The sequence below is a fragment of the Flavobacterium sp. RSSB_23 genome, assembly GCF_051547145.1.
In the GTDB taxonomy this organism is placed as follows: Bacteria; Bacteroidota; Bacteroidia; order Flavobacteriales; family Flavobacteriaceae; genus Flavobacterium.
Map to the genome: position 1 here is coordinate 716,393 of NZ_JBPTTO010000001.1, position 13,640 is coordinate 730,032.

Annotated in this window: 6 protein-coding genes; all 6 read right to left on the minus strand. The window is 35.3% G+C overall.

The window, feature by feature from the left end; translation table 11 throughout:
* Positions 1 to 46: 46 nt before the first annotated feature.
* On the minus strand, positions 47 to 2,455 hold the full coding sequence (locus ACSVH9_RS03270; RefSeq protein WP_438062466.1) for an alpha-ketoacid dehydrogenase subunit alpha/beta: 2,409 nt from the start codon (positions 2,453 to 2,455) through the stop codon (positions 47 to 49).
* Between the two features lie 187 nt (positions 2,456 to 2,642).
* Positions 2,643 to 5,471, minus strand: a complete 2,829-nt coding sequence (locus tag ACSVH9_RS03275; RefSeq protein WP_438062467.1) for an aminopeptidase — start codon at positions 5,469 to 5,471, stop codon at positions 2,643 to 2,645.
* 293 nt (positions 5,472 to 5,764) lie between these two features.
* Positions 5,765 to 6,493 carry a TIGR00730 family Rossman fold protein gene (locus ACSVH9_RS03280; protein ID WP_159691396.1) on the minus strand — a complete coding sequence of 243 codons (729 nt, stop codon included), beginning with the start codon at positions 6,491 to 6,493 and terminating at the stop codon, positions 5,765 to 5,767.
* A 49-nt stretch (positions 6,494 to 6,542) separates the two neighbouring features.
* Positions 6,543 to 9,374, minus strand: coding sequence for an excinuclease ABC subunit UvrA (gene uvrA, locus ACSVH9_RS03285; RefSeq protein ID WP_438062468.1), 2,832 nt, complete (start codon positions 9,372 to 9,374; stop codon positions 6,543 to 6,545).
* Between the two features lie 118 nt (positions 9,375 to 9,492).
* Positions 9,493 to 10,446: a Fic family protein gene (locus tag ACSVH9_RS03290; protein ID WP_438062469.1), complete on the minus strand. Its 954-nt coding sequence runs from the start codon at positions 10,444 to 10,446 to the stop codon at positions 9,493 to 9,495.
* A gap of 110 nt (positions 10,447 to 10,556) precedes the next feature.
* Positions 10,557 to 13,637 carry a WD40/YVTN/BNR-like repeat-containing protein gene (locus ACSVH9_RS03295; protein WP_438062470.1) on the minus strand — a complete coding sequence of 1,027 codons (3,081 nt, stop codon included), beginning with the start codon at positions 13,635 to 13,637 and terminating at the stop codon, positions 10,557 to 10,559.
* Positions 13,638 to 13,640 lie beyond the last annotated feature (3 nt).

A 13,640-nucleotide genomic window follows, 5' to 3' on the forward strand; every position in this document is an offset into this window, starting at 1 on the left:
AAATGCCGTTCCTGTTCGAAACGGCATTTTTTATAAGTGTTTGTTTTTAGTATAAACTAGGAAATTTAGCAGGATTGCTTTCGTGCATCATGCTGTATACTTTTTCGAAAATATCCTCAGCAGATGGTTTTGAAAAATAATCGCCATCGGTTCCATAAGCAGGGCGATGTGCTTTGGCAGTAAGTGTTTCAGGCTTGCTGTCTAAGTATTTGTAACCATCTTGAATCTCTGTAATTTGTTGTAGAATAAAAGCAGAAGCTCCTCCAGGAACATCTTCATCGATAACTAAAAGACGATTCGTTTTTGCTACACTTTTTACAATATCATGATTCAAGTCAAAAGGAAGTAAGGATTGAACATCGATAACTTCGCAATTGATTCCCACTTCTAAAAGTTCATTAGCAGCTTGTTGTACCAAACGCAAAGTTGAACCGTAAGATACCAAAGTGATATCTGTTCCTTCTTTCAGTGTTTCAACAACTCCAATTGGTGTTTTGAATTCACCATAATTAGTTGGAGCTACTTCTTTCAAACGATAACCATTTAAACATTCAATCACCAAAGCTGGTTCGTCACATTCTAAGAGGGAGTTGTAAAATCCAGCAGCTTGTGTCATGTTTCTAGGAACCAATACATGCATTCCTCTAACTGCATTGATAATCATTCCCATTGGAGAGCCAGAATGCCAAATTCCTTCTAAACGATGACCGCGAGTACGAACGATTAATGGTGCTTTTTGTTTTCCAACGGTACGGTATTGCAACGTAGCCAAGTCATCACTCATGATTTGGATAGCATACAGTAAATAATCTAAGTATTGAATCTCTGCAATAGGACGTAATCCTCTCAATGCCATACCAATCCCTTGACCAAGTATGGTAGCTTCACGAATACCTGTATCGGCAACACGTAATTCTCCATATTTTTCTTGCATACCTTCCAATCCTTGGTTCACATCACCAATAGTACCCGCATCTTCTCCAAAAATCAAAACTTCAGGATATTTGTTGAAAAGAGCGTCAAAGTTATCGCGTAAAATCATTCTTCCGTCAGTATCAGCAGCTGCATTTTCGTTATAAGTTGGAGCTACTTTTTGTACTGATTGAACATTGAATTTAGATTCAGAGTAAAGATTGCTACTGAATTTTGGTTGCGTTTTATTGATGTATGCTGATATCCATTGTGCTAATTCAGCATGACCTTTTTGGTTGATTAGCAGACGTAAAGATTTTCTAGCGGCAATTAAAATTTCTTTTTTTAATGGGTTTTTAATGGCTTTTAAGTCAGCAATATGTTTTGCGATAAAATCTTTATTGATGCTTGAAGGTGCTAATTGTTCTAATAGGGTAATTAGCTCTTTTTGTTCATTAATTATTGGTTGAATGAAGTTATTCCAAGCTTCTTTTTTTGCTTCTAAAACTTCTTTTTTTGCTTCTGCATCAATCACGTCTAATTCTTCTGGAGAAGCAATATTAATGGCAATCATCCATAAACGCATTTGACGTAAACAGTCATATTCTTTTTCCCAAGCCAATCTGTCGCTGTTTTTATAGCGTTCATGAGAGCCTGATGTAGAATGACCTTGAGGTTGTGTAAGTTGTTGTACGTGGATTAAAACAGGGACGTGCTCTTCGCGCGCTATAGCTGCTGCTTTTTCGTAAGTAGCAATCAATTCCGCATAGTCCCAGCCTTTTACTCTAAAAATTTCGTAACCGTTATTTTTTTCGTCTCTTTGGTATCCTTTTAGAATTTCAGAAATATTTTCTTTAGTAGTTTGGTGTCTAGCATGAACAGAAATTCCATATTCGTCATCCCAAACACTCATTACCATAGGAACTTGTAGTACTCCAGCAGCATTGATGGTTTCAAAAAACAAACCTTCAGATGTACTTGCGTTTCCGATAGTTCCCCAAGCAATTTCGTTTCCGTTTTTAGAAAAATTAGAAGAATTACTTATCTCAGGTATGTTTCTGTATATTTTTGAAGCTTGTGCTAATCCTAACAATCTTGGCATTTGGCCTGCTGTTGGAGAAATATCGGCACTTGAATTTTTTTGTTGTGTTAGGTTCTTCCAACTACCATCCTCATTCAAACTGTGTGTAACAAAATGGCCTCCCATTTGTCTTCCTGCCGACATAGGGTCGTGGTTCAAGTCTGTGTGACCGTATAATCCAGCAAAAAATTGAACCGGAGTTAATTCGCCAATGGCCATCATAAACGTTTGGTCTCTGTAATAACCAGAACGGAAATCTCCGTTTTGAAAAGCCTTAGCCATTGCTAATTGTGGTACCTCCTTACCATCACCAAAAATACCAAACTTAGCTTTCCCGGTAAGTACTTCTTTACGTCCTAAAAGGCTACATTCGCGACTGGTAATGGCTAATTTGTAATCGTTTATAACTTCTGTTTTAAAATCTTCAAAAGTTAAAGTAGTGTTGTGTTGTTCTTTTACCATGATGTAGTAGATAGTAATTTTATGCAAACTTACTTAAAAACAAGTGATTTTCATAATTCGTTACATAAAATAAAATTAAATTATTTTCAATCAAAACCGTTTTTTAAGGGTTTTAAATTGTTTAATTATTCGTTATTTTATTAAAATAATAGTAAATTACTATTTTATTGTTGGTTTTTAAGCGTTTTTAAAACCATTTTCTTGTAAAAAGATTGATTAGTTTACTTGGGTCAAATGTAACGACAAAGCGAATTTTTTGATTATAATTTCTTTGAGAAATTTCCCATCCATTACTTGAACGAACTGGAAAATAGAGTTCAAAATAATCTGTTAATAAATTCAGTCTAACGCCACTATCATAAACAAATTGTGCTTGTGTACCTTTATTTTTAACAAAACCTGCATCACCATACAATTCTATCCAATTCCAAATATTGAAACTTGCGTTAAAAGTTGTTAACCATTGATTGGCATAGGGCGTGTCGAGTTTTGATTTAAATCCTCCCTCAGCCAAGATAAATTGTCGACTAAAAAATCCGGTACTTTCTGAACGCCCATAATAGTTGTAATCAAACAAATAATCCGTTGGGCGGTCTAGTGCGTAGCTGAAAAAATCTGAACCTGTAGACGTATTATACAAAAATCGACCAATGAACAATCTTAAATTCAGTTGGCGATTGCCTCTAAATAATTTTCGGTAATCAATCTCTACCGATGTTTTGCCAAATTCTTTTGCCAATTGTAAATCTGTTGAAAAACTCAAATGATTGGTTATTTCAGTTTTTGAATTGATGTATCTGGCATTAAAAACCGAATAGTTTAGCATAGAATTATCCACCACAATCTCGCTTTTCTCTCTATCGACCATAACATGCCGAAATACTAAAAGTTGCTTCCGATTGTCTCTAAAATCTCTGCCTCTAATCTGCATTTGAACCATAGGATTGAGTCGAAGATAAGTGGCATCAGGAGCATAATGAAAATAGGAAGCTCCCAACGAATACCTTACATTGTACAACCTACTTTCTCGATAGTTTTCATTCACTACAAAAAATCCAGAACCCGAAAAAGTCTTTGCTTTTAAGGAATACATCGGGCTCATATCGAATGTAAATGGCTTGTTTAAAATCGTTTTGTTATGAAATCGAATTCCCGGTGAAAACCCATCATATACATTAAATCCTAATACAGGAGTATACAAGACTTGATTGTAATAGGGGTCTTCCAAGTCTTTCAGTAAAACGAACTTTAAAGGGCGATTATTTGGAAAAAAACCATTTAATTTTCTCCAATTATTTCTTAAGTTAAATTCAGGAACTTCATTGTTTAAGTTCAAAATTATTTTTTCGGCATTTTCTCTTGGAATGCTGTAAATAGTATCTGGTTTTTTGGGAATATCAAGCCATTTGCTAAATACAACAGCTCCTTTTTTTGTACCATAAATTGGAACAGGGACAAAAACATTTGTTTTGTTTTTGATAGAAAAGCGAATACTATCGTTTGTAGTACTCACTAAATCAAATTTAAAATCAATTAATTTTCTTGAGTTAATAATTGTCTCAAAAAACCAGTCAATATTTTTTGTTGTATTCGATTTAAGAATGCTTATTAAATCATCATCATTGGTTTGTTTTCGTTGATTTAAATCATAAAAAGCCAATATGCTTTTAGGCACAATTGCTTCTTTTAAATAATTATTCAAGTACTTAAAACTCAATCCAGCTCTGTATTTACTTGCAATTTGTTCATTGAATTTTATTAAAGTATTCTTTGGGTCACCTAGTGGTTGGTCTAGATTTTTTCTTGCCATTAGCATATAGAAGTAGCTGTATTGGTCATTAAAATCGAGATTGATCAAATTGTAACTTTTTAATAGTCTTATCTTGCTTATGGTTCCAAACATTTTACTGTCAGGATGGTAAGTGTCTATATAATTCATCATAGTATATATTTGTATACCATCATAAATCCAATTGTCCTTTCTGGGGTCTAATCGCAAAGTGTTCTTTAAATAATTATTCAAAAAAGTTTTCAAAAACTGCAATTCAAATATAAATTCATTGCTAAATGGACTCAAAAAAGAGGGTAACTGATTCAATCCATAAAACTGATTGTGTTCGTAATCAGATTGGGCAACCGTAATTTTACTATGTGGATAACTACCTATTTCGTTTTTTGCAAAATGTGCAATTCTATCAATGATAATTGCTTTTTGAATAGGGTCAATAGCATTATCTTTTAGGTTTGTGTGTATGTCAATAAGGTCACTTTTATAATTTGTAAAGCTGCTTTTTTCCTCAATAAAAAGACTAAAATCAGTTCTGTTATCATCATTCAAATGATAAGTTGTAGCGCTGTTGTCTGAGTCTTTTTTAAGAGACTTCAAATCTGTAGTTACAGCATAATTTAGGGGAACTTTTAGCATTACGTCAAAAGAACTTAATGCATTTGCTATGTCCTCTAGATTTGCATTGCTATTCTTTGTAAAGGCATGGTTTTCATATCGAGCTGGCGACAAAAACCAATTTTTAAGGTTCATTTTTTTTGCAGAATAGCCAATACCAGTAAATCTATCACTTGGTATTTTGGCTAAGTAATTAAGTTGAATTATTAGGTTTTCGCCAGGAAGTAGTGGTTTTTTTAATTGTATTTCAATGACATCTGGTTTTTTGTTCAAACGTTCCCAAGACATCTCTTGTAGTTCTGTATCTCGAATACTTAAATTAAAAGTGCCACCTCGTTCTTCTTTTTTTGACAAATGAAAACCGCGATAAAATTCATCAGAAAAACGTTTGCTAAGCGGAGTCGATAGGTCTGAGTAAGCATGATTCCAATCGTTCAAAACGATGGTTTTTAAGGTATCGCCACTATCATTATTAAAATTTATTTCTTGCGCTACATAAAGTGATTTGGCAGTCCAATTTACTGTGGCTTTAAGCTTTGTATGATGTTGCCCTTTTGTAGAAAAAGACAAGAACAACAGTAACAAAAAAAATAAACAAGTAGATTGGCGCATCAAACAGCTATTGGGTTTAGGGGTAAACTTACATTCAATTAAAATAGAGTTGCTTTTTTTGAAGCAGAAAAAATAGGCTTTTCAGGAAACAACGTCCCGCTATCCGCTATATCTTTGTTTTTTTAAAGAAAAAAAACAAAGGATGCCGCTACTATCGGGGCTAAAGATAAACATTTAGCTTTCTTGGTTTCATTTCAAAACAAAAATCTAACTCTTCCACATAAAAATACATATTCTCCTTGAAACGAACTACTAATTGTAAAAAAAAACTGTCCGACAGGACAGTTTTTCTATTAAAAGTTTGGACTCAAATCATACTTCTTATAAAACTTATCCAACACATCTAGCACTTCATCTTCTGTGTCTACGAGTTTAAATAAGTCCAAATCATCTTCGCTAATGGTATGCTCTCTTTCTACTAACACGCTTTTAATCCAATCAATCAAACCAGACCAAAAGCTAGTTCCTACCAAAATGATTGGGAATTTGCCAATCTTTTTTGTCTGAATCAAAGTAATAGCTTCGAATAGTTCATCCATAGTACCAAAACCACCTGGCATCACAATAAATCCTTGTGAATATTTAACAAACATTACTTTGCGCACAAAGAAATAGTCAAAATTCAGATTCTTATCGTGGTCAATATAAGGATTGAAATGTTGCTCAAACGGCAATTCTATATTCAATCCAACAGAAGTTCCTCCGCCTAAATGTGCTCCTTTGTTTCCTGCCTCCATAATTCCAGGCCCACCACCAGTGATGATGCCGTAACCTGCTTTACTCACTTTATAAGCAATTTTTTCAGCCAATAAATAATAAGGTGTATCAGGTTTTAGACGTGCCGAACCAAAAATTGTCACACAAGGCCCAATTCGACTCATAGTTTCGTATCCATTAACGAATTCGGACATAATTTTGAAAATTGCCCAGCTATCATTCGTGCGAATTTCATTCCAAGTTTTGCGTTTCAATTTGTCTTGAATCACTTTGTCTTCGTCGTTATCAAAATCTTCTAATTTCATAATTTTTAATTTTTGCTATTTTTTTACTTCCCCTCCAAAGGCGGGGAATTTAAACCAATTCTTTCTTTAAAAAATGACCTGTATAACTCTTTTTTACTTTAATGATTTCTTCAGGTGTGCCTTTGGCTACGAGCTGTCCGCCACCTTTTCCACCTTCAGGACCAATGTCAATGATGTAATCGGCGAGTTTAATGACATCCATATTGTGTTCAATAATCAAAACGGTATTGCCTTTATCCACCAATCGATTAATTACATCCATCAACACCCGGATATCCTCAAAATGCAAACCAGTAGTAGGTTCGTCTAAAATATAGAAAGTATTTCCTGTATCTTTTTTAGATAATTCTCCTGCTAGTTTAATACGTTGGGCCTCACCACCAGAAAGCGTGGTACTTTGTTGTCCTAAGGTTATATAACCCAAACCAACATCTTGCAAGGTTTTTACTTTTCTATAAATTTTTGGGATATTTTCAAAAAATGGTACAGCTTCATCAATCGTCATATCCAACACATCCGAAATCGATTTGCCTTTATAACGAATTTCAAGGGTTTCTCTATTAAAACGCTTTCCTTGACAGCTTTCGCATTCTACATACACATCTGGTAAAAAGTTCATTTCGATAGTTCGAACACCTGACCCTTCACAGGTTTCGCAACGACCACCTTTTACATTAAAACTAAAACGTCCCGCTTTGTAACCCCGAATCATACTTTCGGAAGTCATCGTAAACAAATTGCGGATTTCGGTAAAAACCTCAGTATAAGTCGCAGGATTAGAACGCGGTGTTCTTCCAATTGGACTTTGGTCAATATCAATTACTTTGTCAATATGTTCTAGACCTTCAATCTTTTTATAAGGTTGTGGTTTTTTGACTCCGTTAAAATAATAAGCATTCAGAATAGGGTAGAGGGTTTCGTTGATTAAGGTAGATTTTCCACTCCCTGAAACGCCTGTTACACAAATCATTTGCCCTAGCGGAATTTCTATAGAAACATTTTTTAGATTGTTTCCAGTTGCTCCAGTTAGTTTTAGAAATTTACCATTGCCAGTTCGGCGTTTTTCTGGAATGTCAAATTTCATTTTTCCATTCAAATACTGTGCAGTTATAGTATTGGATGCTAAGGTTTCTTGTGGGGTCCCAATACTAATGATTTCTCCGCCATATTTTCCCGCTTTTGGACCAATATCAATTACATAATCGGCACGTTCAATCATATCTTTGTCGTGCTCAACGACCAAAACCGAATTGCCAATATCACGCAATTGTTCAAGCGAATGAATAAGCTTTTCATTATCTCTTTGATGTAAACCAATACTAGGTTCGTCTAGAATATAAAGCACACCCACCAATTGCGAACCGATTTGGGTAGCCAAACGAATACGCTGTGCTTCACCACCAGAAAGTGATTTTGAGCTTCGGCTTAACGCCAAATAATTTAAACCAACATTCATCAAAAACGCTAATCTATCTTTAATTTCTTTGATGACTTCTGTTGCAATTCGTTTTTGTTTGTCTGTCAAATGATTTTCTAAATCCAAAAACCAAGCGGTCAATTCTGAAATGTCCATAGTACACAATTCAGAAATATTCTTTTCGTTTACTCTAAAATAATTAGCTTCCTTTTTAAGGCGAGAACCTTCGCAAACCGGACAAGCAATTTCATCCATAAATTCTTTAGCCCAACGCTTGATAGCAGTAGAGCCGCTTTCGTCGTGTTGGTTTTTGATGAAATGCGAAATGCCTTCAAAATCAATTTTGTATTCTCTAGTTACGCCCAAATCTTTCGATTGAACTGCAAATTTTTCTTTACCACCATTCAAAATCATTTCCATAGCTTCTGCTGGAATTTTTTCGATTGGGTCCGTTATTTTAAAATGGAATTTTTCGCCAATAGTTTCAAGCTGCTTAAAAATCCAAGACGACTTGTATTCTCCAAGCGGAGCAAAACCACCCGCTTTGATGGATAATTTTGGATTGGGAATGATTTTTTTGGTATTGATTTCATTAATAGTTCCTAATCCATTGCAGTGTTCGCAAGCCCCTTTTGGTGAGTTGAAAGAAAACAAATTGGGTTCAGGATTTTGATACGAAATTCCAGTAGTGGGGCACATCAAATTACGGCTAAAAAAGCGTACTTCATTCGTATCCTGATTCAAAATCATCAATACATTTTCTCCGTGATGCATAGCGGTATTGATGCTTTCAGACAAACGTTTTTGTATGTCATCAGAAGTATCAACAACAATTCTATCCACTACAATTTCTATATCGTGTGTTTTGTAACGGTCGAGTTTCATTCCGGGAGTAATGTCTACAATTTCTCCATTTACTCTTACTTTTAGAAAACCTTGTTTGGTAATTTGTTGGAAGAGTTCAGCATAATGTCCTTTTCTCGCTCGAATGATTGGAGCCAAAATATTGATTCTTTTTCCATTAAAATCCTGAATGATTAATTCTTTGATTTGCTCATCAGAGTAGGAAACCATTTTTTCTCCCGTATTATAACTGTAGGCATCAGCACCACGCGCATATAACAAACGCAAGAAATCGTATATTTCAGTAATTGTTCCCACGGTAGAACGCGGACTTTTGCTAGTTGTTTTTTGTTCAATAGCAATCACAGGCGAAAGACCATCGATTTTATCAACATCAGGACGTTCTAATCCTCCTAAAAATTGTCGGGCATAAGCCGAAAATGTTTCTACATAGCGACGTTGTCCTTCTGCATAAATAGTATCGAAAGCCAAGGATGATTTTCCCGAACCCGAAAGTCCTGTTATGACAACGAGTTTTTCTCTAGGAATAGCAATGTCGATGTTTTTTAGGTTATGAACGCGAGCGCCTTGAACTTCAATGGTATTGTTTGTATCTAGCATAGTTTAGCAAATTCCGAATAGGTCGGAAGCAAAGTTACTATTTTGATTTATTCTTTTGGTAGAACACTATCGAAGATTGTGTTAAAAAAGGGATACAAAAAAGCGCTAACTTTTTGGGTTAGCGTTTTCTTTTTCTGGTACTGATATAGGCTTCAATGGCCTCTTTGGTGGTATACCAATTTCGCCCTTCTTTGTAGGCGTCTATTTTTCCCGTTCGAGCTAATAAACTAACATATTCTTGTCCGTAAGGGCTGCTTGGTTCACTAACAATATTAGCTATTGTTTGAAAGTCGTTGTTACTATCAGGCATAGCATTTAGGTAAATATTCAAACTTCGTTCCAATGCTTGACTCATCAAAAGTATTAGTTTTTGATAGTTACCATTGTTGGCTTGATTGAGGGCTTCATAGTATTTTTTTCTATCGTTTTTGAGTATGATAGCTGGTGGAAAACCACATCGCATCAATAGCAAATTCATACTCAAACGAACGGTTCTTCCATTGCCATCAAAAAAAGGATGAATCCAAACTAATTTGTGATGAAAGATGGTGGCCAACTCAATATCGTTGAGATTTAAAGGGTTGGTGTTAATGAAGTCAATCAATTCATCTAGTAAATCCGAAACTTTATTCGCATTGGGTGGAATAAAATTGGCTCCCGAAATACGGACACCTCCATTACGTAATCTACCTGCGAAATCATCTTCAATCGAGCGTAATACCAAACCGTGTAACGATAATATATCAATACTTCGTAATACATAGTTATCATTGATTATCGAAAAAAGGTAATCAATGGCTTTATCATGGTTGTGTGCTTCAAAATGTTCTCTCAATGAAATCCCTTTTATAGTAATTCCTTCTTGCAAGACCATTTGTGTTTCTCTAAGTGTTAAGGTGTTTCCCTCTATACTATTGGAATTGTAGGTCCACTCTATAGATAAACTTTCTTTGATTTTATTCAAAGCGATAGTAGGCAAGGGTCTGCTGTTTTGCAAATCTTGCTTTTTTTGATACAATCGTTCAAAAGTTGATTGAAATTCTTCGCGATATCCTAAGTCTATTTTCCACATAACCCCACAAAAATACAACTAATATCGGATAAATAAAAATATTTACCCATCCGATAATAAAAAAAACGCTAACCGAAGTTAGCGTTTTTAAATATCAAAGTATTGTGAAATTATTCTGCTACAAACTCTGCATAAGTTTTAAGTGTAAACGGGATATTCTGTTCTTTTGCTTGTTTTAAATAGGTAGCTTCGTTTTTCGCTTTTAAGTTTTTAAATTCGGTCATTGAAGTGTCAAAACGTTGCAAAATAGCATCTTTGTTTTCTAATTGTGAAGGTGATGGAGCAGTAAAATTCCCTGCTACAGAAGCATAAAGTTCACCTAATTTTTCTCTCAATTGCGGTTCAGCTGTTGCTACGTATCCATCGCCGGTAGTAACTACCATTTTCGCTTTAAGACTTTCAAAGTCAGTTTTTATCTTAGTTCCTTGTTTGCTAAAACTTTTGTTTTTAGCAATCAATTGATCTAATAATTTTACAGTTTCATCAATCTCATAAACGGTATAAGCCAATTCTTCGTTTTTGTTAAACAATTCACGAGTGGTTTCTTTTTGTTTCAAACGATCAGCTGCAGAGATACTACTTTTCGGATCGTTTAGTACTTTAAGATTGTGCGTATAGGTTTCTTTACCTTTAGTTAATACTACTTTATAAGTACCTTCTTGTACTCTAGGAGCAGTAAATCCTGCAAAAGAAAGCGTTTTGGCAGCAGCAATTTTTGGATTTTTCATATTGAAATCCCAGTTAACTACATTAATTCCTTTTTGCTTTCCAGGTGCCAATGAAATGATTTTATTCCCTTTTTCATCTTGAATTTCAATATCCATTTTACCTAATGTGTGTCTTTTCTTAAGGTAATAAATGATTTGAGCACTTGTAGATGGATTTCTACCTACAAATTCAAGCTCTGTTGCTGTAGTTCCAAAGCTGGATTGTTCCTCAATAATTGCAGGTTTTAAATCAAAAAAGTGTACATCTTTAGCTAAAACCTCTTGATTAATTTGACGTAAAGGAGTGATGTCATCTAAAATAATAACACCTCTACCGTGTGTAGCCATAACTAAGGAATTGGTTTTTTTATTGATATCCATAAAGTGAACTGCTACTGATGGCATATTATTGGTAAAATGAGACCAGTTAGCTCCTCCATCAATTGTGATATACAATCCTTTTTCTGTTCCTAAGAATAATAAATTTTCATTTTTGAAATCTTCTTGAATGTTACGAACAAAGCCATCAACGTCTGGAGTTATGATTGATTTCCAAGTCTTTCCATAATCGGTTGTTTTGTAGGTATAAGGAGTGTAGTCATTTTTGGCGTGACCCTCAAAAACAGCATATGCAGTTCCTTCTCCAAAAACACTTGCTTCAATATGATAGCACCAAGTATTTTTTGGCAAGCCACTAATATTAGCTACCACATTAGTCCAAGTTTTTCCTCCATCTTTAGTCACTTGTACATTACCATCGTCAGTACCTGCCCAAATTACTTTTTCGTTCAAAGGAGATTCTGCAATAGTAAAAATGGTACAATGTTGCTCAGCACCTGAATTGTCAACAGATAAACCACCTGATTTTGTTGTGTCCATTTTCAGAGGGTCTTTGGTGGTCAAATCTGGAGAGATTTTAGTCCAAGTTCTTCCCATATCTTCTGATTTGTGTACGAATTGGCTTCCCATATAAAAACGATCGGGTTGTTTTTGGCTTATTTCCATCGGAGCATTCCAATTGAAACGCAATTTTGGATCCCCTTTTACTGCCAATGGCTGAATCGTAATCAATTCTTGTGTATCTGTATTGTAACGCCAAACATTTTCAGCACCTTGCATTTCGCTATAAATAATGTTCTTGGTTGGATGTTTGATTACTCTAAATCCGTCACCTTGACCAATTCTGGTCCAATCACGAGATTCCACTCCGCCTGGACTTTTAGAAGGACCATACCAAGAACCATTGTCTTGTAAACCTCCATATACATTGAAAGGTTCTTTGTCGTCTATACTTACGTGATAAAATTGAGAAACAGGTAAGTTGCTTACCATTTCCATAGTGTTTCCGCCATCCCAGCTTCTATACACACCTCCATCAGTACCGCAGAAAATACGATTACTGTCTAGGTTGTCAAAAGTAATGTCATGAATATCAGAGTGCATAACACCTAAATTTTTAAATGTTTTTCCACCATCTCTACTTATGGAACCATTTAAACCACCTTTAACTACGATATCTGGATTTCTAGGGTCAACAACAATTCTTGAAAAGTAAAAAGGACGTACTACTAATCCAAAATCACTATTCAAGTGTTTCCAAGTAGCCCCGGCATCTTCAGAACGATACAATCCGTTCAATTCAGCTTTTTCGGTCTCTAAAACAGAATATAAAATGTTGGAGTTCGAAGGAGCTACAGCAATAGCAATTCGACCTAATTGTCCAGCAGGGAAACCGTTGTGAATTTTGTTCCAAGTTTTTCCGCCATCGGTTGTTTTATACAAAGCCGATTTAGTTCCTCCTGAGCTGAATGACCAACCTGTTCTTCGGAATTCCCAAAATGAGGCATACATAATGTTGCTATTTTTTGGATCCATAATCAAATCTGAACAACCTGTTTTATTGTCCACGAACAAGACCTTATTCCATGTAGCTCCTCCATCGGTAGTTTTGTATATTCCGCGTTCGTCGCTATCGCCCCAAAGTGCACCAAGAACAGCCACCCAAACTACATCGCTGTTTTTAGGGTCGATTACTATGGAAGCAATACGGTCTGATTTTGGTAATCCCATATTTTTCCAGTTTTGTCCGCCATCGGTAGATTTGTATATTCCGTCTCCCATAGAAACACTATTTCTAGTCCACGTTTCTCCAGTTCCTACCCAAATGTTTTGGTCAGGTTTTGAAGGGTCGATAGCCACACATCCAATCGATTGAATATGATCATCGAATACAGAATTGAATGAAGCACCGCCATCGTTACTTTTCCATACACCACCGCCAGCTGTGGCAGTAAAGATTATTTTGTTGTTTGTTGGGTGCATTTCAATATCGGTGATCCTACCGCTCATTAATGCTGGCCCAATGTGCCTGGCTTGAATATCACCAAACAATTCTTTGCCTTTTAGTACTATTTTGTCCTGCGCAAGTACTGTAGTTGCTGATAGTATTCCTAAACAAGCAACCCAAATAGTCGTTTTTTTCATAAA